Consider the following 23,100-nt stretch of genomic DNA (forward strand, 5'->3'; position numbering starts at 1 on the left):
ATGGGGCGTGGATCGAATTTCAATCCTGGGGGAGGATCGATTACCCTGTCGGCCTGACCACAACTACCCCGAACACGATGATTATTAAGCTGCGGCATCGCGTGCGGCAGCGCCCGAAAGGACGTTTATGTTGGATTTTTGTATTGTCGGTTGCGGACGCATTGCCAAGCGTCACAGCGAACTGCTCGGAGAAGGGGTGATCGAAGGGGCGCGCCTTGCGGGGGTTTGCGACATCGATGCCACCAAGGCAGAGAAAATCGGCAAGCAGTTCGATGTTCCGTGGTTTACCGATATGCACGAGATGATGGAGCAGACAAAGCCCGACGTCGTAACTGTCCTGACCGAAAGCGGAAACCATGCCCGCCACACGATCGAGCTGGCCCGCCACGGGGCGCACATCGTGGTCGAAAAGCCGATGGCGCTCACCCTCGATGATGCCGACGCCATGATCAAGGCTTGCGACGAAGCCGGCGTACGCCTCTTCGTGGTAAAACAAAACCGCTTCAATGTTCCGGTGGTGAAGCTTCGCGAAGCCTTGGAAAAAGGGCGTTTCGGCAAGCTCGTGATGGGCACCGTTCGCGTGCGATGGTGCCGCCCGCAACGTTACTACGATCAGGATAGCTGGCGCGGCACCTGGGCGCAGGACGGTGGGGTGCTTACCAACCAGGCGAGCCACCATGTCGATCTGCTCGAATGGATGATGGGCGACGTGGTGCGCGTTTCCGCAATGAGCGCAACCCGGCTCGTCGATATCGAAGCGGAAGACACTGCGGCGGTCGTGCTGCAATTCGCAAACGGCGCGCTCGGCATCATCGAAGCGACGGGCGGTACGCGTCCGAAGGATCTCGAAGGCTCGCTCTCGGTACTGGGAGAAGGCGGTACGGTGGTGATCGGCGGCTTCGCCGTCAACAAGCTGGAAACATGGAATTTTGTTGACGAGCAACCGGAGGATGAAACCGTCATCCAGGATTATTCGGTCAATCCGCCCAATGTCTATGGCTTCGGTCACCAGGCCTATTACGAGCACGTCGTCGATGTGATCGAGAATGGCGGACCACAGCTCGTAGATGGCCTCACGGGTCGCCGCAGCCTCGAACTTATTTCAGCGATCTATGAATCGATCGAGACAGGCAAGTCGGTCGACCTTCGGTTCAACCCGCGCATGGCAAAGCTGGGCCGCACCGATGGCTGAGCCGACGCTTCTGGCGGCCGAGATCAGGGATGTCACGTTCGGAAAAGACGTCAAGGTCGTAGAGCCGGCCAATCTCTACGGTTGCAGCATCGGTGACGACACGTTCATCGGTCCTTTCGTTGAAATCCAGAAAGATGTCGCTGTCGGTCGTCGCTGCAAGATCCAGTCGCACAGTTTCGTGTGCGAACTGGTAACGATCGGAGACGACTGCGTCGTTGCGCATGGCGTCATGTTCATCAACGACCTTTTCGGTACCGGCGGCCCGGCCCAGGGCGACAAAGCGCTATGGAAGTCGACGACGATCGGTGACCATGTTTCGATCGGCTCGAATGCGACAATCCTGCCGGTGACGATCTGCGATCACGTGGTGATCGGGGCTGGCTCGGTTGTGACGCGCGACATTGTCGAACCGGGAATTTACGCCGGGAACCCGGCACGCAAGATAAGGGATATTTAACAAGTGGTGAAGTTTCTCGACCTCGTCGGTCAATACAACGAGATCAAAGACGAAATCGATGTCGCGATCGCACGCGTTATCGGTTCTGCCGCCTATATCGGCGGCCCGGACCTGACGGCATTCGAGGAAGAATTTGCCGATTTCCAGCAAGCGCAGCACTGCGTCGGCGTCGCCAATGGCACTGACGCGCTCGAAATCGCCATCGAGGCGCTCGATCTGCCCTCGGGTTCGGAAATTCTCGTTCCGGCCAACAGCTTCGTGGCGAGCTCCGAAGCAGTGACCCGCAGCGGCCATCGGGTGCTGTTCTGTGAAGCCGATGCGGTCAGTTACACAATCGATCTCGATGACGCGGCCCATCGCGTAACCGAAAAGACCAAGGCCATGATCGTGGTCCACCTCTATGGTCACCCGGCCGACATGGCTGCGGTGATGACGTTCGCTCGCAAACACGGTCTGAAAGTGATCGAGGATTGCGCCCAGGCGCATGGGGCGGAATTTGACGGAAGGCGCATCGGTGCAATCGGCGATATCGGCGCGTTCAGTTTCTATCCCGGCAAGAATCTCGGCGCTTATGGCGACGGCGGAGCAATCCTGACCGATGACGAGCAACTTGCGCGCAAATCGCGCATGATTGCCAACCACGGTCGCATCGACAAGTACGATCATCAGTTCGAAGGGCGCAACAGCCGCCTCGATGGCTTGCAGGCAGCTATCCTGCGGGCGAAACTGCCTCATCTCGACACGTGGATCGATCGCCGCAACGCTGTTGCACAGCGCTATTTCGATGCGTTGGGAGATCTCGATTGGCTGATCCTGCCGACGATTGCCGACAATGTCCGTCACGCGTTTCATCTGTTCGTTGTCAGGACCGATCACCGTGACGCGTTGCAGGCGTTCCTCAAGGAAAACGGGGTGTCATCCGGCATTCACTATCCGATCGCCCTGCCGGACCTCGGTGCATACGACTACCTCCGCGGCCCCGATACACCTATCCTCGCTACGAAGCTCGCGCCGACATTGCTGAGCTTGCCGATGGGAGAGCACCTGACTGAAAGCGATACCGACAAGGTTATTGCGGCAGTCCGTTCGTTCCAGCCCTGAGGCGGCAATGAAGATCGTATACCTGCATCAATATTTCGTCACCCCCGAGCAACCCGGGGGGACGCGGTCTTTCGAAATGGCTCGCAGGTTGGTCGAAGCGGGCCACAGCGTGGACATGATCACCAGCGATCAGACATCCTCTGGCGGTGGTGATGGGTGGCGGGTGAGCGAGGAATCGGGCATCACCGTCCATTGGAAAAGGCAGCCCTACGACAATACGATGGGCTTTTTTGCCCGCCTGAAGGCGTTTGTCGGGTTCGCCATCGCATCATCCAAGCGCGCTGCGAGCATCCGCGATGCCGACGTGATCTTCGCCACCAGTACACCGCTGACGATTGCAATTCCTGCGATCTATGCATCATGGCGCACCGGGACGCCTTACGTATTCGAGGTTCGCGATGTCTGGCCGGCGGTCCCGATTGCCCTTGGCGCGTTGAAGAACCCGGTCTTACGGTGGCTTGCGCGCAAGCTCGAGCACACGGCGTATCATCGGGCGGCGCATGTGGTGGCACTGGCACCGGGCATGGGTGACGAGGTAGCGAGCACCGGCTATCCGCGCGATCGAATAACGATTATTCCGAATGGCTGCGACAACCATATCTTCGGCGCCGCGACCGACGGAAGCGCGCTCGATGATTATCGCCAGTGGCTGGGATCGCATCCGCTCGTGCTTTTCGCCGGGACCCTCGGCAAGGCCAACGACGTCGGATACCTCGCCGATGTCGCCAAGGCGATGCTGGCTCGCGATCCCGATATCCGGTTTGCGATTATCGGTGCTGGCGCCGAACGCGACGTTATCAAAGCGCGGGCCGTAGAGCTGGGCGTATTGGACGTGAATTTCAAGATGATCGACGCGGTCCCCAAGCGTGTGCTTGCCAGCTGGATCCAGCGAGCGACCCTGTGCATTGCCCTGTTTTCCGGGCCCCGAGTTCTCTGGAAAGATGCCGTCCAGAATAAGTTCTTCGACGCACTTGCAGCAGGCAAACCCGTAATTTCCAATCAGGAAGGCTGGCAGTGCAAGATTGCCGAGCAACACGATGTCGGTGCGCTGATGCCGCACGACGACGCTGAAGCAGCTGCCGATATTATCTTACGCCACGCACGCGATCGGGAATGGCTCGATGGTGCGCGTTTGCGTACCGCGGAATTGGCAGAGGGTCGTTTCAGCCGCGACAATCTCGCGGCGGACTTGGAACGGACGTTGCGCAAAGTCGTCGAAGCCTGACTGCAACCTTGCGGCAGACACCGGCAACAGTTTCGCCGCAACCGCATTCGATCTATCGCCAGATCAGCGATCGGCTGGTGGAGTACCGGTAAAGGGCGCCATGGTCGCTTCGCCTTCTGCGCTAATCCCTTCGCGCCTGAACACCTTGCTCAACGTCATCAGGATTATCTTGATGTCCAGGATAAGCGAGCGGTTCTCGACGTACCAAATATCCAGAGCGAAGCGCTCTTCCCAATCGACAGCATTGCGGCCGTTGACCTGTGCCCAGCCGGTGATACCGGGACGCACGTTATGCCTGCGTCGTTGGCGCTCGTTATAGAGCGGAAGGTACTGCGGCAGCAACGGGCGCGGACCGACCAGGCTGAGATCGCCTTTCAGGACATTGAGCAGGCTGGGAAGCTCGTCCAGGCTCGTCGATCGCAGGAAGGCTCCGAGCTTGGTCATTCTCTGCGCGTCGGGCAGCAGATTGCCATTGGGGTCGCGGTCGTCGGTCATGGTACGAAACTTGTAGAGATCGAACAATTCTTCACCCAGTCCGGGCCGCGTTTGTCGGAACAGGACCGGTGACCCGAGCTTCATCCGCACCAACAGCGCCAAACCCGCCAACACCGGCCACAGAACCGCGAGAGCGGCCAGAGCTGCGAAAAAATCGACAATACGCTTCATGGCTGCGCGCATTATCACCAGGTCCGGGACGCCGCAATCTGAGGTGAGCCTACGGCCTGGCCGGTTGAATCCCGGCGGGTTTGGGACTACCGCGCGTAGCGTTGCCGGGTTCGACCGCCGGTGAGGCACGAGGGGCGATAGGTGTTGAAATCAAGCGGCATCCGCAAAACGGGCGAATTTCTCGAAAAACGCCTTGTGCGTATTTTGCGTTGGGCGGTGAACCTCAATCGGTTCGCAAAGCTCGTGGCCGTTCTCACGGTCGACCTCGCATTGTGCGTGGCGGCGGTTATCATAGCTTTCTCATTGCGGTTCGGAGAATGGGAATTCTGGTCCGGCGCAATTCAGTCGGTGGTGGTCGTGGCGGTCGCGCTGTGGTTGCCGATTTTCTATCTCGCCGGCATTTATCGAACCGTTGTCCGCTTCATCGGTACGCGTACCTTGATGGGGATCGCCGTCTCGTGCGGTCTGATGGCAGTCGGTCTGGCCTTCGCCTTCACGCTCAATTCAACCCCGGGAATCCCGCGCACCGTTGCGTTCATCCAACCGCTGATGTTCGCTCTGCTTTTGGTCTTCAGCCGACTTCTCGCCAGATATTTCCTGTTCGACCTGCTGAACCAGTATCACAAGAGCGGCCCGCGCAGCCGCGTGCTGATTTACGGCGCCGGTTCGGCGGGGCGACAATTGGCACTGTCTCTCCGTCACGAACCTGCGATGCATCTGGCAGGGTATATCGACGACGATGACCGCTTGGCCCGCAAGCATGTCGATGGCGTAAGGGTTCATCCGCCGACCGGTCTGGAAGACCTGATTCACGATCTCGAGATCGACACCGTCCTGCTGGCGCTGCCGCGAATAGGCCGCAAGCAGCGTGAAATGATCGTCCGCCAGTTCGAAGGGATCAGCGTTCGAGTTCTTACCCTCCCGGCGATGGGAGATCTGATCGACGGCCGCGTTTCGGTAGGCGACCTGCGCGAGATCGAAATCTCGGACCTTCTGGGGCGCGACCCCGTACCGCCCAACCACCTGCTGTTGCACAAGACTATCCAGGACAAGGTCGTCATGGTTACCGGGGCCGGCGGCTCGATCGGCAGCGAGCTCTGTCGCCAAGTCAGCCAGCTGAAGCCTGAAGTACTTATCCTGGTGGAGATGGCCGAACACGCGCTCTACCTGATCGAAACCGAACTGCGCGGATTGCAGGAAAGCGGTGATATCGATCCCTCGATCGCTATAGTCACCGAACTTTGCAACGTGTCCAACACCGACCAGGTCAAGCGGATCATGCAACGCTGGCGACCGGGTACGGTTTTCCACGCTGCGGCTTACAAGCATGTGCCTCTGGTCGAGGACAATGTCATTTCCGGGATGACAAACAATATATTCGGCACGCTGAATTGCGCGCGCGCCGCGGCGGATGCAGGCGTTGCGCACTTCATTCTTATCAGCACGGACAAGGCCGTACGTCCGACCAATGTCATGGGTGCCAGCAAGCGGGTCTGCGAACTCATTCTGCAAGCTCTGGCGGCAAATGGCAGCGAGACACTTTTCGCCATCGTCCGCTTCGGCAATGTGCTCGGCTCGAGCGGGTCGGTTGTACCGCGCTTCAAGGAGCAGATAAAAAACGGCGGGCCGATCACTCTGACCCATCGGGAGATCACGCGCTACTTCATGACCATCCCTGAGGCCTCGCAGCTGGTGATCCAGGCTGGAGCGATGGCCGAAGGCGGCGAAGTCTATGTCCTCGATATGGGTGAGCCCGTGAAAATCTACGATCTTGCCAAGACGATGATCAATTTGTCCGGCCTGAGCGTAAAGGATGCGGAACATCCGGATGGCGATATCGAAATCATAGAGGTCGGGCTTCGCAAGGGCGAGAAGCTGTACGAAGAATTGCTTATCGGGAATTCGCCCAAGCCAACACGGCACCAACGCATTATGCAGGCTCGAGAGGTCATGCTTCCATGGCCGGAACTCGAACCCCAACTTGCTGAACTGCGGAAGTTGCTGTCGGGCGGAAATCGCAGCGAAGCGCTGCATATCCTGCGCGCATTGGTGCCGGAGTACACGGCGCCGGCGACGGATTCCCATCGCGCCGCCTGAGTGCGGCTAAGTGACGGTGGTCGGATACGAAGCATATCGTTGCTTCAGTCAGGCGGACCTTCGGGTTTCGGCTCTGTCTGCGGCGAACGGCGGTTCTGGTTCAGCGCATATTCGAGCGCTGCTGTATTATCGATCCGCGACGTACGCCCGCGATCAAGACGAGTATTGAGCCGGTTCGGAACGCGATTATCGATGCGCGTCCGGATGCGGCCCAGCGGATCCACGTTGCCAATTCGCTCCCGGCCGGAAATGCGTCGACCGACATCATCCGCTACCGGGTCCGCTGCCTGGCCGGACGAAGGGGGCGGCAGCCCCTCCGCTTCCGGATCGATCAAGACTGTCATACTCTCGAGCGAGGTTTCCGCATCCTGTGCCGAAACGGTCTGCGCGTATGCAGGCGCGTAGAGGCAGCCCGCCACCCATACGGCCGATAAGAGGAGAGGAAACTTTGCGATACGAGGGATCACTGGCGTCCACCTTGCGGTTCGATGGCAATCTGTTCGACAATTCCGGAAACGCCGCCGATATCCTCGACCGCGCGCGAATGCAATTCGAGAGCTTGGATGGGACAGTCCTCGGGAACGACGAGATCGGAAGCGAAGCTTTGCGGGTCCTCGGTGCCGAATGGCAGATTGATCTGCGCAAGTTCCCTGCCATCGCGGCAGGTCAGGCTCCAATACGGTGTTTCCAAGCGGTCGGTGGCGGTGGCGCGGCCCGCGCCCCTCAGCGTATATCGGCCGGCAGGAAGGACAGAATACTGACGGGCCAGCAATTCGACGGTCGTGGGCGGAATGTCGAAAGCCAATCGAGAGCGTTCTGCTTCCTGCTCGCTCCAGGCGAATTCGGACAAGATCCAATCGAACACAGTCGCGTTGGCGATGCGTGCGGAGAAATCCTGATCGCGGGAAGCGTTGCGGCGAACGCCATTGCGGTAGGAAGAATAATACCGCCAGGCCTCATCGAAGGAGCTTTCGAACACCAGCGCATCGACCAGTGCGCGCCGATCTTCGGGTGCGACTGGCAAGTCATCCGCCCGTCCTTCGACGATCAACTGCAGCGTCCCTGTGGGGTTCAGCTGCGAAGCAGATGCAAAACGGATGAAATCCGGGGCCCAGATGGGATCGCGCCGCAAAAGAGTGAGTACCTGCTGGCGAATGCGTGGTTCGGCGAGCGCCCGGGTCAGCGTCGGGAAGAGCAGGTCGCCAGCCGTCCGCGAGGTTCGCAAGGCAGTGTCGAAATTCTGCAAAGCAGCATTGATGTCGCCACGATTGACCGCCTCTTCGATCGCCCACAATCGGGCGGGCAACTCGCGCCGGGACAGCCGAAGCGAATACGCAAAGATGTTGTGCGTCTTTTCGATGTCGTTCTCAAGCTGCGCTTGCAGGCCAAGCACATTCAGCGCCTCGGTCGCGGTTGGATCGCCGCGCAGGGCCAATCGCGCCTGTGCGGCGCCAACAGCCACATTCGAACCGCTACCGAGCAGGGTATATTCCTGCTCCAGCGCCCGCGCCTTCACCTTCGCGTTCCATGGCGCGACGACACTGGCCAGGGTCGGAGTGGCCTTTATCAGCACGTTCGCCACGGTATCGGCGAGCACGAAATACCCGGCCACGGCCAGTGCGGCCGCGATGGCGATGCGCCTCGCCCCGGGAAGCTTGAACCTGGCTGCTGACTGGCGCTTCGTCCGGGTCAACTATGCCGCCTGCGGGCTTTGATCGCGTCCGTAGCCATAACCGTAATCGTAATTGTATCCGGAATAGGCCTTGGAGTTGTCGTACTTGGTGAGGACCGCGCCCAGGATACGCGCATTGGTCGCGCGCAGGCGGCCCACCGCGGTCTTGATCTGGACCGACTTGGTGCCATGCGATTCGATCACATACACAGCGGCTTCCACGCGCGATGCGATGAGCGGTGCGTCGGCCAAGCCCATGACCGGCGGAGAGTCGATGATCACGTGATCGTAGGTCTCGAGGAGCCGGTCGAGCAGCAGTGTCAAGCGATCGCCCGAAAGCAATTCTGCCGCGTTTGGCGGAATCGGGCCAGAAGACATCGCGCTCATGCCATATTTGGGCACGTCGAGAACCATGCCGTCGAGACTGTCTTCGCCCGAAAGGAAGTTAGAAAGACCGTGCTGGTTGTCGGTGCCAATGAGGTGGTGGACCGACGGCGAGCGCATGTCCCCATCGATGAGAATGACCTTCTTGCCACTCCGAGCCAACAAGGCCGCGAGCGCCAGCGATGTGGTCGACTTGCCTTCCGCCGGCCGCGTCGACGTCACGGTAAGCGATTTGGGCAAGCCATGTTGCGTCGTCAGGGCCAGGCTTGTCTGGATAGCAAGATAGGCGTCGACCAAGTCCGACTTTGGGTCGAGCAAAGCCTCCTTGGGCTCTTCGTCCTCCGATATCGGGATCGTGCCGAGCAATGCCAGATCAAGGCGGTTCGTCACTTCCTCCGGATCGGCGATGCTCTCGTCGTTGAGTTCCAGAAGATAGGCAATTCCAGCGCCGAGACCCATTCCGAGCACGAGAGATATCAGCATATTCAGGATCAGGTTGGGGCTGGACGGCGATTGCGGTACGTCGGCCAGATCGATGATCGCTATGTTGTTCACACCGATCCCGCCAGCGACGCCGATTTCCTTAAAGCGCTGGAGAAGCCCGTCGTAGAGTTCGCGGTTGGTATCGACCTCTTGCTGGTAGATGTTGTACTGGATGCTGCGGCGTTGCAGGTCCAGAAACGAGTTCTTCAACTGCGCGACATTCTCGCGCAGGGATTGTTCGCGCGCGAGAGCGGCGCGATATTCGCTGCCGAGCGAGCGCGATATCCGGCTCTCTTCAGCCGCGATCGCCTGATCGATTTGGTCGAGCTGCGATTGGATCGCCTGTGCCGCCGGGTATCCCGGCTCGAACCGCACCATCAGCTGGCCATACTCGGCTGCGAGCTCGGCACGGCGCTGGCGCAGGTTGTTGAGAGCCGGGTTGACGAGCGCTTCGGTCGAAGCTCCACCGGCAGATGTCTGCCGCGCGCGCGATTCGGCTTGAATGCGGTCGGCCGTCGCGCGGGACAGGGCCTGGTTGAGGGATGCAAGCTGGTCGACAACGAGCGAGCGGTCTTGCGAGGAGTCGTTTCCTTCGCCCGTTTGCGAAGGAAGATTGATAATCTGCTCGTTTGCCGCATAGGCGACCAGTTGCCGCTGGGATTCGTCCAGCTGTTCTTTATACTGCGTGAGCTGTTGCTCGAGCTGGTCGCGCCCGTAAGAGGTCGCCTGCACCTTTCGGTCGAGGTTGGCCTGGATAAAGCTTTCCGCCCACGCATTCGCAACCCTCGCGGAAAATTCGGGTTGCGGGCTCGTGAAACTGATATTGACGAGGCGCGACAGGCGCGCCGGATCGATATTGATCGAACTGAGAAGCAGGTTGCTGGCAACCCGCATGCGGTCGGCGCGCCCTTCGGACGGATAGCGCCCGTTGACGAGTGTAAAGGCGGGGCTGTCGCTGACCACGCCGAACATCTCGTAGAATTCCGGATCGTCCACGAGCCGCAATTTCAGCACCACACGTTCCGCGAGCGATTCCGCTTCGAGCAGACCGTATTGGGTCTGATAGAATTCCTGATCGTACACGCTGGTTTCGCGTTCTACGCCCTGAAAATCCGTCACTTGCGACGATTCCCGCGAAATCTCGATGGTCGATGTAGCGGTGTAGAGGGGTGTCGCGAGCAAGGTCGCAATCAGGCCGAGGACGATACAAAGCCCGGCGACACCCAAAATAACCCAGCGCCAGCGCCGGACGATATTGATGTACTGGCGCAGGACAGCGCGGGCACCACCCATGGGCACGTTTCCAGCGCCCATCGCGACCTGATTGGCCACAGGGCTAGCTTCGCCGCCCAATTCCGCTTGAACAACATTCATGATCAGTTCGAACCACTGTTTAGAATTGCGACCAAGGGCGATGCCAGGAGCGGCGACAGTGCGACAAAGTCGCGGAACCTGCGTCGTTGCGGCGAATCGCCAACGACGACGACGTCGTTCGCGTAGATTTCCGGGTCTGCATAAACCCCGCGGCGGATTGCACCGATATTGTAAAGCCCGGCCATCCGCTGGCCATCCACGGTGCGCAAGATCACGACATCATCCTGACGCGCGAACTCCGTCAGGCCCTTCGCCGATGCGATTGCGCGCATCAAGGTGAGCTGGTTGGTCACCGGATAGAGACCCGGTTCGACGACCTGCCCGTCGATCGCCACGAACTGGCTGACCGAACTGCGGATATTCACGGTGACTTGCGGGTTGCGGACATAGCGTCCGGCCAGTTCGCCCTCGATGTCCTTTGCGAGTTCGCTCGACGTCTTGCCACCGGCCTCAAGCGTTCCGACCAGCGGCATCGAAATGCGCCCGCTGCTGTCGACCTGAACTTCGCGGCTGAGCTCCCTCACCCCGAAAACATCGACATTGATGGTGTCGAGCGGACCGATCAGGGCCAGACGATCAGGCGCCACCAGGTCCGAACGGACGGGCATCGGCAGTTCGGAGACGCCTTCGACGACAGTCAGGTCGGCAGTCGATTGTATCGGTTCGCGTCCGGCGCAGGCGGCCAGGAGCACGGCCGAAATCAGTACAGTAATTCGAAGCATGACTATGTTTAACAATCCCGATTGTCTCGCAGATTAACCCTTCTCGTCGCGCCTACCCACCAATGCGCGTACTCATCATACTCTATTGCGCTTCGGCCCTGCTTGTCCAAGCCGCCGCGAGAATGATCAGCACCATGAAAATGGGAGTACGCGCGGGATAATCGACGAGGCTGGCAACCGCAACAAGAAAGAGTATCGAAAAACCGAGACGCGCAAACGGGTTGCCACGCTTGCGCCATGCAAGCACACCGCGCCAAGCCGCCCAGGCGATGCCGATCAGAAGCAACAATAGTCCGAACATGCCCCCGTCGAGCGAGGTCTGCAGGACGTCATTGTGCGCCTGATTGAAGTAGCTATAGCTGAGATTACGCGCCGGCTCAGCAATCCGGTACGCCGGATCGAAGGTTCCGATTCCGGTGCCGAATGGAAAATAGGTTCTGATCATGTCGAGGATCGTCGGCAGGGCCTCTTGCCGGATACCACCGATTTCGTCAGCAACGATCAATCGCTCGATCGCCGCTGCTCGACCGAGCAAGATACTTGCCCCGATCGCCAGCGCGAAACTCGCGATCGCACCAACCGCGGCTCCGAGCGACATCCATTTGGGCATCTGCGCCGCCCGGTTGCGGATCTTGCCCCAGACTGCCGCGAACCCGAGCGGCAAAGCGAGTACAGTGGCGATGATCCCGGCGCGCGACCCGGTGGCCAGCGCCATGAGGCTGAACAATACAAGCATGCCGATGGCCACGAACAATCGCCAATATTGCTTGGGTTCGCCTTGCACCACCCAAGTGGGGACAAGCGCGCATCCCACTGCGAGGAAGAGGGCGAAATGATTGCGGTTGGCAAAGATTCCACTGACCTCGCCCGGTATATCGTTCACGAACGGGTGATTGTAGGCAACACCAGAGAATTGGATCAGGCCGATGATCGATGAACCCGCGATCACCACCAGAACGGGCGTTAGAAACCGGCGCAGCTGAGCAGGCTGCAAGCAGGCGAGCAATGCAAGGAATGCCAGCGGCACGACCATCGCAAAAAGCGCATTTACCGTAGCATCCGGGGCGATCGAAATCGGTCGCCACGGTTGCGGTTCACCAGCAGCCAAAGCTGCCTGAGCAAAGAGGTCGCGCCCAGGAAGCTCCATCCAGATCGACGGAGGCAGAGGGACAAGTTGCGCCACGATCAGAACAACTGTGGCGAGAAGCATGCCGAGGATGAAACGCAGTCCCGACCAGTCCGGTCGGGGTGCGAACAGGACAAGCGCGATCAGCGTGACCAATGCGGCAAGTCGGACGAAGATCTGGCCCTCCGCATCCGCCCGCGATGCGCCACCGGCGATGAAGATCGCTGCGGTAAACAAAACGGCGAGGATGGGGACGAGCCGGCCGGAACCGGAGACGATCGAATTGGAACGAGATTGCATGCGGCTCCTATTACCAAAAGCATGCTTGGAAGGAACCGAATTCTACCCTAATGCGCGACCGTGAAAAAACTTATATCCTTGCCGTTGTTCCTGATCGCGCCCCTCGGCTGCGCCGACCCGGACGAAGCTGCGCCACGAGACGATACAGCCGCACAGACACGCGAATTCAGCGCTGAAGACAAGCGCGTCGCAAGTCTGTTGTCGATTGGCGATAGTGCAGCCTTGGAAGAATCTGAGGGTCCTTACGAACAGGCGCGAATGTGTCGGGATTCCATCAATGCGATGATCGTGCGGTTCCGCTCGCTCGACGCACTCGATGCCTCACAGGTGCGAGCCATGGAAACCGCGCGTGAGCTGTTCCAGTCACGCATGGATGCGGCGATAGAAACAGCTCGGCCCGGGGATGCTGCGCAAGAGGACGAATTGGCAGAGCTGCCGGATGACCAACAGGCCGCTCGACAGGCGCGGATCGCAATCGCGTGCGTCCGGACACTGGAAGGCTAGCGAAGGTCAGCTCGTGGCGATATCCGGCGCATCCTCCTGCTTCATGCCGACGATGTGATAGCCGGCATCGACGTGATGCGTTTCGCCGGTCACGCCGGAGGACAGGTGGGAAAGGAAATACAGCCCCGATCCGCCGACATCGTCGATCGTGATATTGCGGCGCAGGGGCGAGTTGAGCTCGTTCCATTTGAGGATGTAACGGAAATCGCCGATACCGCTGGCAGCGAGCGTCTTGACCGGCCCCGCGCTGATCGCGTTGACGCGGATGTTCTGCGGGCCAAGGTCGTTGGCGAGATACATCACGCTGGTTTCCAGCGCGGCCTTGGCGACGCCCATGACGTTGTAATGCGGAATCACCTTTTCCGCGCCGTAATAGGTCAGCGTCAGGATCGAGCCACCGTCCGGCATCATCTCGGCCGCGCGCTTGGCCACGGCGACCAGCGAATAGGCGGAGATGTTCATCGTCATCAGGAAATTGTCGAGGCTGGTGTCGATATATTTTCCGCGCAGTTCGTTCTTGTCGGAAAAGCCGATCGCGTGGACGACGAAATCGATGCTGTCCCAGCGGTGCTTCAGCGTGTCGAAAGCGCGGTCGAGCGCTGCCATGTCCGACACGTCGCAATCGAATGTGAAGTCGCTACCCAGTTGCTCGGCGAGTGGCTTGACCCGCTTGGCGAGGGCCTCGCCCTGATAGGAGAAGGCCAGTTCCGCGCCGTGCTCGGCGAGCTGTTTGGCGATGCCCCAGGCCAGCGACTTGTCATTGGCCAGACCCATGATCAAGCCGCGTTTTCCGGCCATCAGGCCCTGTTTCTTACTCATATCCGGTTCCCTCGCGAGGGGACGCGCCGTTGCGGCGTTTTCGCGACTTGTCGTCCCATTGTCCGATGATGTTTTCCTCTTCTTCCGGGCTGACCGCAAGGGCTGCGTTGAGTTCGGCCCCGATCACCACGCCCAGGCCGACCAGCCAGAAGAAAAACAGCGCAATCATGATCCCCGACAGGGCGCCGTAGGTCAGATCGTAGGCGAAGAAATTGCGCAGGATGGGCGGCAGCGCCACCGTAACCCCGACCCACCACACCGTCGTCGCGAGTGCGCCTGGCCACTTGGGATAGCGACGGCTGCGATAGACATGGGGCGTCAGCGCATAGAACAGGAAGTATATCGAACCGAACAGGCCGATGGCCGGGATGATCCGCGAGATCTGGAGCTCGCCCAGCATGTCGATCAGCTGGGGCACATAGGCCTGGATAAACTCCTGCGCGGCGCCGATCATGACTTGCGCGATCAGTGACAGCATCAGCAGCACGACGGCGGCGATGATGATCCCGGTCGAAAGCAGGCGGTAGCGCCAGAATGCCAGCACCGCTTCCGTGCCGTAGGCGCGGCGAAGGATGTCGCGGATGGTTTCGATCAGGCTGCTGACGGTCCACAGGCCGACCGCGCCACCGACCCACAGCAGCCAGCCGCTGCGCGCTTCGATCACTTCGCGGGCGACCGGGCCGATCGTATTGGCCACGCTTGGCGGTAACGCCAGCAGGACGGCATTGATGGTCGCGGCGCGATCGCTTTCCTCGCCGATGACGGAAAAGATTGCTGCGCCGGTGATAAAGAAGGGAAAGATCGCCAGCACAGCCATGTAGGCGAGATTGCCTGCGTGAATGAATCCGTCGTTATAGGCGCCGACCAGCACGCGCTTGGTTACTTCCCACGCACGGGTCCCGGGCCCGACCTTGGTCTGCACGCGGCGCCTGATGGCATCGCGGCGGCGTTCCTCCGGCGATAGCGAGCGAATCTTGCGCGCTTCCGGAGTCGGCAGATCGTCGTCGCTCAAGTCCTACCCCAAATTGCCGTGCATCAGACGCCGAGCTTGTCTCGCGGATTTCCTTCGTCCTGCCAACCCTCCAGCCGTGTCTCGAGATCGCTCATGTCCTCCGGCAGCGCGATCTGCAGCTTGACCAGCTGGTCGCCGCGCTTGCCGCTCTTGCCGGTGAAGCCTTTGCCCGAGAGCCGCATGACGGTGCCGCCCGACATGCCCGGCTTGATCGTCAGCATGACAGCGCCGTCTACCGTCGGCACTTTGACCTTGGCACCATGCACCGCTTCACTCAGCGTGATCGGCAGGTCGAGCCGGACATTGTCGCCCTCGCGTTCGAAGAACGGGTGCTTTTCGACCGCGATGGTAACGATACCGTCGCCAGCACCTCCGGGCCCTTGTTCGCCTTTGCCCTTGAGCCGCATCTGGGTCCCGTCCTCGACCCCCGCCGGAAGTTTCAGGTCGATCGTCTTGCCGTCCGACAGCGTGATGCGCTGGTCGCGCCGCGCTGCGGCATCGACGAATGGCACCCTGAGCCGATAGGCGATGTCTGCGCCCTTGCGCGGGGGAGGGGTGGGGCCGCGCCGCCCGAACGGCGAGCCGCCGCGCTGGCGCGCACCGCCGCCGCCGAACAGGCCTTCGAAGATATCGCCGAGGTCGACATCGTCATTGCCGAAGCCCTGGAAATCTTCTGCCGTATATTGTCGGCCGCGGCCGCCACCGAAGCCGCTGTTGCCGCCGCCGAAGCCGCCGCCCATTCCGGCGAAGGGATTGGCCGGATTGCCCTCGGCATCGATTTCGCCGCGATCGAAGCGCGCGCGCTGGTCCTTGTCCGAGAGCAGGTCATAGGCATTCGTTACGTCGGAAAATCGCTCCGCGGCTTTCGGATTGTCCTTGTTGCGATCGGGGTGCAGCTCTTTCGCGAGCTTGCGATAGGCGCTCTTGATCTCCTTCTCGGAGGCCGTGCGCGAAACGCCAAGGGTTGCGTAAGGATCTGCCATGTCGTGTGTTAGCTAGGTGTAACAGTGGATAGGTGCAAGCGTCGCTTTACGCTGTCGGTCGCGCGGCTAAGGGTGTCGCAGCATTGAGAAATTCCTGCTGCGGGAGGCTAGAGTGGCAAAACCAAACGGCAAACGCGCTCTCGTCACCGGTGTGACAGGACAGGATGGTGCCTATCTGGCCCGGCTTCTGCTGGAAAAGGGCTACGAAGTGCACGGCCTCAAGCGGCGCTCGTCCAGCTTCAATACGGGCCGGATCGAAGACATCTATCAGGATCCTCACGAGCCCGATCCGCGACTGATCCTGCATTATGGCGATATGACCGATGCGACCAACCTGATCCGCATCGTGCAGGAAAGCCGCCCGCATGAGATCTACAATCTGGCGGCGCAAAGCCATGTGCAGGTGAGCTTCGAAACGCCCGAATATACTGCCAATGCCGATGCCATCGGCCCGCTCCGCCTGCTCGAAGCGATCCGTATCCTCGGGCTGGAAGAGGAGACCCGCTTCTACCAGGCTTCGACATCGGAGCTCTACGGGTTGGTACAGGAAGCACCGCAAAGCGAGACGACGCCGTTCTACCCGCGCAGCCCCTATGGTGTGGCCAAGCTCTACGGCTACTGGATCACGGTCAATTATCGCGAGGCTTACGGAATGCATGCTTCCAACGGCATCCTGTTCAATCACGAAAGCCCGCTGCGCGGCGAAACCTTCGTCACCCGCAAGATCACCCGCGCGGCGGCGGCCATTGCGCTGGGGCGGCAGGACAAGCTCTATCTCGGCAATCTCGACGCGCAGCGGGACTGGGGCCACGCCCGCGAATATGCCGAGGGCATGTGGCGCATGCTGCAGCGGGATGAGCCCGACGATTACGTGTTGGCGACCGGCGTCACCACTTCGGTACGCGATTTCACGCGCTGGGCGTTCGAAGATGCCGGGATCGCGCTGGTTTTTACCGGCGAAGGCGTCGACGAGAAGGGCGTGTGTGCCAAGACCGGCCGCGAACTGGTCGAAGTCGATCCGCGCTATTTCCGGCCGGCGGAGGTCGAACTCCTGATCGGCGATGCCTCGAAGGCGCGGGACAGGTTGGGCTGGGAACCCAGGCTCGGCGTGCGAGAATTGGCGCGGGAAATGGTGGCCGCAGACCTCGAAATCATGCGCGACGATACGATCGCCAGGGAAGATTGCTGATCAGCTCGGCTGCGTGATCAGCGCCTTGCCCCGCGTACAGGTGATATGCGCGATATCCTCGACCAGCGCGCACGATCCGGCAGGCACGGCCTCGCCGGCGACCGCGTAATCGCCGTCGACGGGCACGAGCAGCAGAGAGCCGCGATAGCGCTGCGCGGCCGCTTCGCTCGGTTCGCCATCGATCCTGTCCAGGCGAAAATGCGGACCGTCGATCAGCGTCCGCTCCCCCGTCAGCGGAACGATGTCGCGCTCGCGCCGGACATAGGATCCGCGCCTCGCCACGCGCAGTGCATCGTCGAGATGCAGCTTGCGCGGCCGGCCGTAGTCATAGAGCCGATAGGTGATGTCGCTGTTCTGCTGAACTTCGATCAGCGAGATCCCCGGTCCGATGGCGTGGATCGTGCCGGCGGGCAGGTAGAAGAAATCGCCCGGCTCCACTGCGTGCCAAGTCAGCAGGTCTTCGATCGATCCATCCAGCGCCGCAGCGCGCAATTCTTCCTCGCTCAAAGATTGTCGGAGGCCGATGGCGAGCCTTGCGCCGGGTTCGGCATCGAGAATGAACCAGCATTCCTCCTTCCCCCTCGCACCATCGGGAGCGCGCGCGTCATCGGGATGCACCTGCACCGACAGCTTTTCGCTGGTGAACAGGTATTTGACGAGAAGCTGCGGCAACTCGGCTGGTGGGTCGAACCAGATTTCGCCGACGCGATTATCGCTTTCGCTGGTAAAGGGCGGCGGCAGATGCTCGCGCCCCCAGACTTTCTCCACCCGGTGTGTAGAGAGGAGCGCGCTCATTCGCCCATGGCTCCGGGGAGTTTGCCGACCTTCTGTGCGCCCGCGGCGCTGGTCACCAGCACTTCGCCGCCATCGACCACCACGATGACGTCGCTGAGGCCCACCACGGACACACGCGGTCCGTCGCTGTCGACGTGGACGTTGCGTGCATCGAGCAGGTCGCATGGCCCCTGCGACCGTCCGCCACGCGCGTCGGCCAGCGCCTGCCAGTTTCCGATGTCGGACCATCCCATGCTTACCGGCACCATGGCGGCGCGATCGGTCGGCTCCATAAGCGCATAATCGATCGACTCGCCCTCGATCGCCGCAAAGCTCGCCGCTTCGGGCCTGAATATGCGAGTGGCCTCGTTTCCATGCGCCGCTGCACGCTCGACCAGTTCCGCCATTTCGGGGCGATGGCGCGATAATTCGCCGAGCAGGCGCGCAGCGGAAAAGAGGAAAATGCCGCCGTTCCAGCTATAGCCGCCATCGGCGAGAAACCGTTCGGCCGTCGGCTGGTCGGGTTTCTCCACGAAACGTTCGACCGCAAAGCCGCCCGCGAGCGCCGCGCCGCGCTTGATGTAGCCATAGCCGGTTTCCGGGCGATCGGGCGTGATGCCGAGGCTGACGAGATAGCCCTCGCTCGCCAGATCGGCAGCGCTTTCGACCGCGTCGCGGAAGGCGGCGGTGTCGGCGATGAAATGGTCGCTCGGGCAGACCAGCATGATCGCCTCCTCCGGCAAGCGGTGGGCCGCGAGCGCGATCGCCGGTGCGGTGTTGCGCCCCATGGGTTCCGCGATCAGGTGGATATCGGGCGTATCGCCCGCCTGTTCGCGAATGAGCGGCATGTGACTTTCGCCCGCGACAATTGTTGGCAGCGCAAAGCGGTTTCCATCCGCCACCCGATCGAGCGTTTGCTGGAACAAGGTCCGCTCGCCCAGCAGGTGTAGAAATGGTTTGGGCCGCTCGGGCCGACTGCGCGGCCACAATCGCGTGCCGCCACCGCCGCAGAGGATCACCGGATGGATCAGAGCGCTCATGGTGCGGCCCGTAGCATGAATGCCTCAAGAAAATGTGAGCGATTGCCGTAGTCAGCGCGGCACTGTAGGCGGCGCCGCGAGGGATGCAATCAGAAGAGTCGATCATGACCGATCTTGCCACCAGCGAAATTCCCGAAACCGATCCCTTCGCGCTGTTTGCCGAATGGATGGAGGAAGCGCGCGCAAGCGAACTCAACGATCCCAATGCCATGGCGTTGGCCACGGCGACCCCCGACGGTGCGCCTTCGGTGCGGATGGTGCTGCTCAAGGACCACGGCCCGCAGGGGTTCACTTTCTACACCAATGCAGAAAGCCGAAAGGGCGAGGAAATCCGCGCCAACGCGCAGACGGCATTGCTGTTTCACTGGAAGAGCCTGCGCCGCCAGATTCGCGTCGAAGGCCCTGTGCGCGAAGTCGCGCCCGAAGTGGCGGACGCATATTTTCATTCGCGCGCGCGGGAATCGCAACTGGGCGCCGTTGCCTCGGACCAGTCGCGCCCGCTGGAAGATCGGCGGGTCTTCGTCGATCGCTTCCGTGCGGCGCAGGAGCGGTTCGATGAAGGCGAAGTCGAACGTCCGGCGTACTGGACCGGCTTTACGGTCACTCCGCAGCGCATCGAATTCTGGTGCGATCGGCCCAATCGGCTGCATGACCGCCGCCTTTTCACGCTCAGCGGGGCGGGCGACGCGCTCAGTTGGACGAGCACGTTGCTCTACCCATGAGCGACAACCGCGCCACTCTCGCGCGCAGTGCCGCTATCGCTTCGATTTCCGTGGCGATCCTGCTGGTCGTGCTCAAGACCTGGGCGACTTGGAAGACCGGCTCCACGGCCATGCTCGGCAGCCTGGCGGACAGCGCGCTGGACCTTGTTGCTAGCCTGGCGACGCTGGTCGGCGTTTGGATCGCGGCCCAGCCCGCCGACGACAACCACCGCTTCGGCCATGGCAAGGCCGAGGCGCTCGCTGCCGTGTTTCAGGTCATGCTGATCGCGCTGTCGGCCAGCGGCATCGCCTTTCGCGCAATCCAGCGGCTGGTCGAAGGCGGGCGGACCGAAGCCGCGCCCGAAGGCATGGCGGTGTCCGGTATCGCCATCATCGCCACGCTGGCGCTTCTCGCATGGCAGCGCTACGTCATCGCCCGCACGCGGTCGGTGGCGATTTCGGCGGACCACGTCCATTACCAGTCGGACCTGCTGCTTAATCTCGCGGTGATCGCCGCGCTCGCGCTCGATCAATATGCGGGCTTCGCGCAGGCGGACCCGCTGTTCGGACTCGCCATCGCGGCATGGCTGCTGTTCGGCGCGTGGAATGCGGGCAGCGAAGCGGTCGATCACCTGATGGACAAGGAATGGCCGGAGGAGAAACGCCAGCGTTTCGTCGAAGTCGCCGCGCGCCATCCGGAGCTGTCCAAGCTGCACGATCTGCGTACCCGCACGGCCGGCAATCGCGATTTCGTGCAGTTCCACGTCGATCTGCCCGAAAAGATGAGCGTGGGCGCGGCGCATGATATCATCGAGCGGGTGGAAGACGATCTTCTTCGCGAATTTCCCGATGCCGAGATATTGATCCATATCGACCCCGAGGGACATGTCGACGAGCCGGGCAACCCGCTGGTCGAGAAGGACGAATTCGCCCGGCTGGAGGATGACATATGAGCGCGCCGAACACGCTACCCTACTGGCATGTCGATGCCTTTGCCGACCGGCCCTTTGCCGGCAACCAGGCGGCGGTCATGCCGCTCGACGAATGGCTGCCCGACGAAGTGCTGCAGGCCATCGGCGAGGAGAACAATTTCGCCGAGACCGCCTTCATCTTGCCCGATGCCAGTGGCGAGACCGACTTCGAACTGCGGTGGTTCACTCCGGCGATGGAAATCCGCCTGTGCGGGCATGCCACGCTGGCGAGCGGCCATGTCGCGCTCGCCCATATGCCGCAGTTTGCAGAGCGTGACCTCGTCACCTTTCGCACCCGCAGGGCGGGCAATCTGGAAGTGCGGCGCGCCGAGACCGGCTACGAGCTGGCGCTTCCCGCAATCCCGACCGAGCGCAGCGAATGGCCCGAGGCGGTGGAACTACTGGGCGCGAAGCCGCAGGAAGTCTGGCTCAACCCGGACCGCTACGGCATCTACCTGTTCGAAAGCGAGGAGCAGGTCCGTGCGCTCGATCCCGATCTCAAGGGACTCGGCGCGCTGGGGGACGACCAGTTCATCTGCACCGCGCCCGGCAGCGAGACCGATGTCGTGAGCCGGGTGTTCGTGCCCGGCGGCGGCGTTGACGAGGACAGTTTCACCGGCTCGGCCCACGCTGCGCTGACCCATTTCTGGGCCAACCGGCTTGGCCGCGACAGCTTCACCGCCTTCCAGGTCTCGCGGCGCGGCGGGCATGCGGCGTGTCGACTCGACGGCGAGCGCGCCTGGCTCGGCGGGCCCTGCGTGACAGTGGTCGAGGGCAGCTTCTACCTCGCGGGATAAAGCTCGACGATATCACGCAATTGCGCGAGCAGCACCTGGCGTTGCGGCGTGTCGGAATGGCCGAGCCGGACCACGGTAAGCTGCTGGCGCGGCGAGACCAGGATATACTGCCCCATATGCCCGATCGCGGCGAACAGGCCTTGCGGTTCGGCGATGGGGTGCAGCGGATTGTCTTCGTCGGCCGCGCCGTTGTTGAGCCAGGTCTGCCCGCCGTAGAATTCGGTGCGTGGGCTTGGGGCGGTCATGAACTCGATCCACTTGCGCGGCACCAGCTGGGCGCCGTCGACCGAGCCGTAATTGCGCAGGAATTCGCCGAACTTGGCCCAGTCGCGCGCGGTCGCATGGATCAGGCTGCCGCCGATCAGCGTGCCGCTGGCATCGAATTCCGGCACCACCGAGTCCATGCCGAGCGGACCGAACAGGCGCGCGTCGAGAAATTCGGTGACAGCGCGGCGGCGCACCTCCGGGTCTTCGCTGCCCTTGGCGATCACCCGCGCGGCGATATCGGCAAGGATGACGGTGGTGTTGCTGGAATATTCGAACTTCGCGCCCGGTTCGGCTTCGAGCGGCTGTTCCTTGGCCCACTGTGCCATGTCGTCCCGCCCGTCGAGAAACAGCATCCGCACTTCGCTCGAATCGTACGGCGGATCGCCGGCCTCTGTATGGCGCAGCCCGGCGCGCATCTGCAGCAGCTGGCGCAGCGTGATCTCCCCCCGCGGGTCGCCCGGGCGCTGCCATTCGGGCACCGGTGGACTGTCGTCGAGCCGCAATTGCCCGTCGGCCACCAGCATGCCGATCATCACCGCGGTTACGGTCTTGGCCATAGACCAGCTGACGAAGCGCGTCTCCGCGTCGTAGCCCGGCGCATAGCGTTCGGCAGCGATCTCGCCCCCGTGCATCACCACCGCTGCTCGCGTTTCGCCCAGTGTTTCGTCGGCGAACAAGTCGTCGAGCTGGCGCGCGAGCTGCCGCGTCGGCGCGCCCGGATTTTCGCTCACGGCGGCAATGGCCGCTTCCGTAAGCTCGCGCTCGACCGGGGCCGGATCGCCGCACGCGACAAGGCTTGTGACACAGGCAAGGCTGGCGATAAGGGGAAGCGTGCGGCGCTGCATGGGGCAAGCCTGTCGCATGAGGGAATTCCGCTTGGCAATGGCAAAACGCAAATCCGCCCGCTCGACCCGCAGCTCGCGCCGCTGGCCATGGGCGCTGCTGTTCGTGCTGCTGGCCGCAGGCGCCGCCTTTGCGTGGTATCGCACGCCGATCACCGGCTATGCGCAGGTCAGCAGCGCCTATGCCGCGCGCGTTGCCTGTTCGTGCCGATTCGTGGCGGGGCGGACGATGGAGGATTGCGCCAAGGACAAGCTCGGCGGGATGGAACTCGTCTCGCTCAGCGAAGACGAGGAGGAGCAGAGCGTGACCGCCTCGTTCCTGCTGCTCGCCAGCGATACCGCGCGGCTGCGCGATGGCTATGGCTGCGTGCTGGAGCCTTGGGAGGGGTGAGGGGAGGGCTG

At 61.8% G+C, this 23,100-nt stretch carries 23 protein-coding genes; 11 read left to right on the forward strand and 12 right to left on the reverse strand.

Going from position 1 to position 23,100, the window contains the following annotated elements; genetic code table 11:
* Nucleotides 1-127: 127 nt before the first annotated feature.
* Genes EL2594_RS13130 through EL2594_RS13145 form a run of 4 tightly spaced genes read left to right on the forward strand, consistent with a single transcriptional unit; the run spans nt 128 to nt 3,975 of the window.
* Nucleotides 128-1,192, forward strand: coding sequence for a Gfo/Idh/MocA family protein (locus EL2594_RS13130; RefSeq protein ID WP_011415583.1), 1,065 nt, complete (start codon nt 128-130; stop codon nt 1,190-1,192).
* Nucleotides 1,185-1,649: an acyltransferase gene (locus EL2594_RS15800; protein WP_011415584.1), complete on the forward strand. Its 465-nt coding sequence runs from the start codon at nt 1,185-1,187 to the stop codon at nt 1,647-1,649. The genes EL2594_RS13130 and EL2594_RS15800 overlap by 8 nt, the downstream gene beginning before the upstream one ends.
* A gap of 3 nt (nt 1,650-1,652) precedes the next feature.
* Nucleotides 1,653-2,750: a DegT/DnrJ/EryC1/StrS family aminotransferase gene (locus EL2594_RS13140; protein ID WP_011415585.1), complete on the forward strand. Its 1,098-nt coding sequence runs from the start codon at nt 1,653-1,655 to the stop codon at nt 2,748-2,750.
* Nucleotides 2,751-2,757: 7 nt separating this feature from the next.
* Nucleotides 2,758-3,975: a glycosyltransferase family 4 protein gene (locus tag EL2594_RS13145; protein WP_011415586.1), complete on the forward strand. Its 1,218-nt coding sequence runs from the start codon at nt 2,758-2,760 to the stop codon at nt 3,973-3,975.
* A gap of 63 nt (nt 3,976-4,038) precedes the next feature.
* Here the strand turns inward: EL2594_RS13145 and EL2594_RS13150 are convergent, their stop codons facing one another.
* Entirely contained in the window at nt 4,039-4,641 is a 603-nt protein-coding gene (locus tag EL2594_RS13150) for a sugar transferase (protein ID WP_041686097.1), read from the reverse strand.
* 243 nt (nt 4,642-4,884) lie between these two features.
* On the opposite strand from EL2594_RS13150, the gene EL2594_RS13155 reads away from it, so the two are divergent.
* A complete protein-coding gene (locus EL2594_RS13155; protein WP_233994279.1) occupies nt 4,885-6,738 on the forward strand; it encodes a polysaccharide biosynthesis protein in 1,854 nt (617 codons plus the stop codon).
* A gap of 44 nt (nt 6,739-6,782) precedes the next feature.
* On the opposite strand, the gene EL2594_RS13160 is transcribed toward EL2594_RS13155, so the two are convergent.
* From EL2594_RS13160 to EL2594_RS13180, 5 genes are all read right to left on the reverse strand, one after another.
* Entirely contained in the window at nt 6,783-7,205 is a 423-nt protein-coding gene (locus EL2594_RS13160) for a hypothetical protein (RefSeq protein WP_155806063.1), read from the reverse strand.
* A complete protein-coding gene (locus tag EL2594_RS13165; RefSeq protein ID WP_011415590.1) occupies nt 7,202-8,431 on the reverse strand; it encodes a hypothetical protein in 1,230 nt (409 codons plus the stop codon). The genes EL2594_RS13160 and EL2594_RS13165 overlap by 4 nt, the downstream gene beginning before the upstream one ends.
* A complete protein-coding gene (locus EL2594_RS13170; RefSeq protein WP_011415591.1) occupies nt 8,432-10,651 on the reverse strand; it encodes a GumC family protein in 2,220 nt (739 codons plus the stop codon).
* 2 nt (nt 10,652-10,653) lie between these two features.
* Nucleotides 10,654-11,373, reverse strand: a complete 720-nt coding sequence (locus EL2594_RS13175) for a polysaccharide biosynthesis/export family protein (protein ID WP_011415592.1) — start codon at nt 11,371-11,373, stop codon at nt 10,654-10,656.
* An 82-nt stretch (nt 11,374-11,455) separates the two neighbouring features.
* Nucleotides 11,456-12,655, reverse strand: a complete 1,200-nt coding sequence (locus EL2594_RS13180; RefSeq protein WP_196793205.1) for an O-antigen ligase family protein — start codon at nt 12,653-12,655, stop codon at nt 11,456-11,458.
* A gap of 204 nt (nt 12,656-12,859) precedes the next feature.
* Here EL2594_RS13180 and EL2594_RS13185 point away from each other — a divergent pair, with 204 nt between their 5' ends.
* Entirely contained in the window at nt 12,860-13,303 is a 444-nt protein-coding gene (locus EL2594_RS13185) for a hypothetical protein (protein ID WP_155806064.1), read from the forward strand.
* Nucleotides 13,304-13,309: 6 nt separating this feature from the next.
* On the opposite strand, the gene fabI is transcribed toward EL2594_RS13185, so the two are convergent.
* From fabI to EL2594_RS13200, 3 genes are read right to left on the reverse strand one after another with little or no spacing between them, the layout of a single operon-like run.
* Nucleotides 13,310-14,122 (reverse strand): enoyl-ACP reductase FabI, encoded by an 813-nt coding sequence (fabI, locus tag EL2594_RS13190; RefSeq protein ID WP_011415595.1) that lies wholly within the window; start codon nt 14,120-14,122, stop codon nt 13,310-13,312.
* A complete protein-coding gene (locus EL2594_RS13195) occupies nt 14,115-15,134 on the reverse strand; it encodes a YihY/virulence factor BrkB family protein (RefSeq protein WP_011415596.1) in 1,020 nt (339 codons plus the stop codon). Before EL2594_RS13195 ends, fabI begins: the two co-directional genes overlap by 8 nt.
* Before the next feature lie 23 nt (nt 15,135-15,157).
* The gene (locus EL2594_RS13200; protein WP_011415597.1) at nt 15,158-16,117 is read right to left on the reverse strand and encodes a DnaJ C-terminal domain-containing protein; all 960 of its coding nucleotides are present in this window, start codon (nt 16,115-16,117) and stop codon (nt 15,158-15,160) included.
* Nucleotides 16,118-16,229: 112 nt separating this feature from the next.
* Here EL2594_RS13200 and gmd point away from each other — a divergent pair, with 112 nt between their 5' ends.
* Nucleotides 16,230-17,306 carry a GDP-mannose 4,6-dehydratase gene (gene gmd / locus EL2594_RS13205; RefSeq protein WP_041685363.1) on the forward strand — a complete coding sequence of 359 codons (1,077 nt, stop codon included), beginning with the start codon at nt 16,230-16,232 and terminating at the stop codon, nt 17,304-17,306.
* Here the strand turns inward: gmd and EL2594_RS13210 are convergent, their stop codons facing one another.
* Both EL2594_RS13210 and EL2594_RS13215 read right to left on the reverse strand, forming a co-directional pair.
* Nucleotides 17,307-18,101, reverse strand: a complete 795-nt coding sequence (locus EL2594_RS13210; protein WP_041685365.1) for a class I mannose-6-phosphate isomerase — start codon at nt 18,099-18,101, stop codon at nt 17,307-17,309.
* A complete protein-coding gene (locus EL2594_RS13215) occupies nt 18,098-19,120 on the reverse strand; it encodes a mannose-1-phosphate guanylyltransferase (RefSeq protein ID WP_011415600.1) in 1,023 nt (340 codons plus the stop codon). Before EL2594_RS13215 ends, EL2594_RS13210 begins: the two co-directional genes overlap by 4 nt.
* A gap of 83 nt (nt 19,121-19,203) precedes the next feature.
* Between EL2594_RS13215 and pdxH the strand changes: the two genes are divergently transcribed.
* Genes pdxH through EL2594_RS13230 form a run of 3 tightly spaced genes read left to right on the forward strand, consistent with a single transcriptional unit; the run spans nt 19,204 to nt 21,589 of the window.
* Nucleotides 19,204-19,842, forward strand: a complete 639-nt coding sequence (gene pdxH, locus EL2594_RS13220) for a pyridoxamine 5'-phosphate oxidase (RefSeq protein WP_011415601.1) — start codon at nt 19,204-19,206, stop codon at nt 19,840-19,842.
* Entirely contained in the window at nt 19,839-20,774 is a 936-nt protein-coding gene (locus tag EL2594_RS13225) for a cation diffusion facilitator family transporter (protein ID WP_011415602.1), read from the forward strand. The genes pdxH and EL2594_RS13225 overlap by 4 nt, the downstream gene beginning before the upstream one ends.
* Nucleotides 20,771-21,589, forward strand: coding sequence for a PhzF family phenazine biosynthesis protein (locus tag EL2594_RS13230; protein WP_011415603.1), 819 nt, complete (start codon nt 20,771-20,773; stop codon nt 21,587-21,589). Before EL2594_RS13225 ends, EL2594_RS13230 begins: the two co-directional genes overlap by 4 nt.
* Here the strand turns inward: EL2594_RS13230 and EL2594_RS13235 are convergent.
* Nucleotides 21,574-22,701, reverse strand: a complete 1,128-nt coding sequence (locus EL2594_RS13235) for a serine hydrolase domain-containing protein (RefSeq protein ID WP_011415604.1) — start codon at nt 22,699-22,701, stop codon at nt 21,574-21,576. The two genes, EL2594_RS13230 and EL2594_RS13235, sit on opposite strands and share 16 nt — an antisense overlap.
* A 37-nt stretch (nt 22,702-22,738) precedes the next feature.
* Here EL2594_RS13235 and EL2594_RS13240 point away from each other — a divergent pair, with 37 nt between their 5' ends.
* A complete protein-coding gene (locus EL2594_RS13240) occupies nt 22,739-23,089 on the forward strand; it encodes a hypothetical protein (protein ID WP_011415605.1) in 351 nt (116 codons plus the stop codon).
* Nucleotides 23,090-23,100 lie beyond the last annotated feature (11 nt).

This window comes from Erythrobacter litoralis HTCC2594, assembly GCF_000013005.1.
GTDB lineage: Bacteria > Pseudomonadota > Alphaproteobacteria > Sphingomonadales > Sphingomonadaceae > Parerythrobacter > Parerythrobacter litoralis_A.

Excerpts from the sequence above, each read along its gene's own strand:
- EL2594_RS13130 (WP_011415583.1), top strand. The coding sequence starts at position 128 with ATGTTGGATTTTTGTATTGTCGGTTGCGGACGCATTGCCAAGCGTCAC.
- EL2594_RS15800 (WP_011415584.1), top strand. The coding sequence starts at position 1,185 with ATGGCTGAGCCGACGCTTCTGGCGGCCGAGATCAGGGATGTCACGTTC.
- EL2594_RS13145 (WP_011415586.1), top strand. The coding sequence starts at position 2,758 with ATGAAGATCGTATACCTGCATCAATATTTCGTCACCCCCGAGCAACCC.
- EL2594_RS13150 (WP_041686097.1), bottom strand. The coding sequence starts at position 4,641 with ATGAAGCGTATTGTCGATTTTTTCGCAGCTCTGGCCGCTCTCGCGGTT.
- EL2594_RS13170 (WP_011415591.1), bottom strand. The coding sequence starts at position 10,651 with ATGAATGTTGTTCAAGCGGAATTGGGCGGCGAAGCTAGCCCTGTGGCC.
- EL2594_RS13175 (WP_011415592.1), bottom strand. The coding sequence starts at position 11,373 with ATGCTTCGAATTACTGTACTGATTTCGGCCGTGCTCCTGGCCGCCTGC.
- fabI (WP_011415595.1), bottom strand. The coding sequence starts at position 14,122 with ATGAGTAAGAAACAGGGCCTGATGGCCGGAAAACGCGGCTTGATCATG.
- EL2594_RS13200 (WP_011415597.1), bottom strand. The coding sequence starts at position 16,117 with ATGGCAGATCCTTACGCAACCCTTGGCGTTTCGCGCACGGCCTCCGAG.
- EL2594_RS13210 (WP_041685365.1), bottom strand. The coding sequence starts at position 18,101 with ATGAGCGCGCTCCTCTCTACACACCGGGTGGAGAAAGTCTGGGGGCGC.
- EL2594_RS13215 (WP_011415600.1), bottom strand. The coding sequence starts at position 19,120 with ATGAGCGCTCTGATCCATCCGGTGATCCTCTGCGGCGGTGGCGGCACG.
- pdxH (WP_011415601.1), top strand. The coding sequence starts at position 19,204 with ATGCAATCAGAAGAGTCGATCATGACCGATCTTGCCACCAGCGAAATT.
- EL2594_RS13225 (WP_011415602.1), top strand. The coding sequence starts at position 19,839 with ATGAGCGACAACCGCGCCACTCTCGCGCGCAGTGCCGCTATCGCTTCG.
- EL2594_RS13230 (WP_011415603.1), top strand. The coding sequence starts at position 20,771 with ATGAGCGCGCCGAACACGCTACCCTACTGGCATGTCGATGCCTTTGCC.
- EL2594_RS13235 (WP_011415604.1), bottom strand. The coding sequence starts at position 22,701 with ATGCAGCGCCGCACGCTTCCCCTTATCGCCAGCCTTGCCTGTGTCACA.
- EL2594_RS13240 (WP_011415605.1), top strand. The coding sequence starts at position 22,739 with ATGGCAAAACGCAAATCCGCCCGCTCGACCCGCAGCTCGCGCCGCTGG.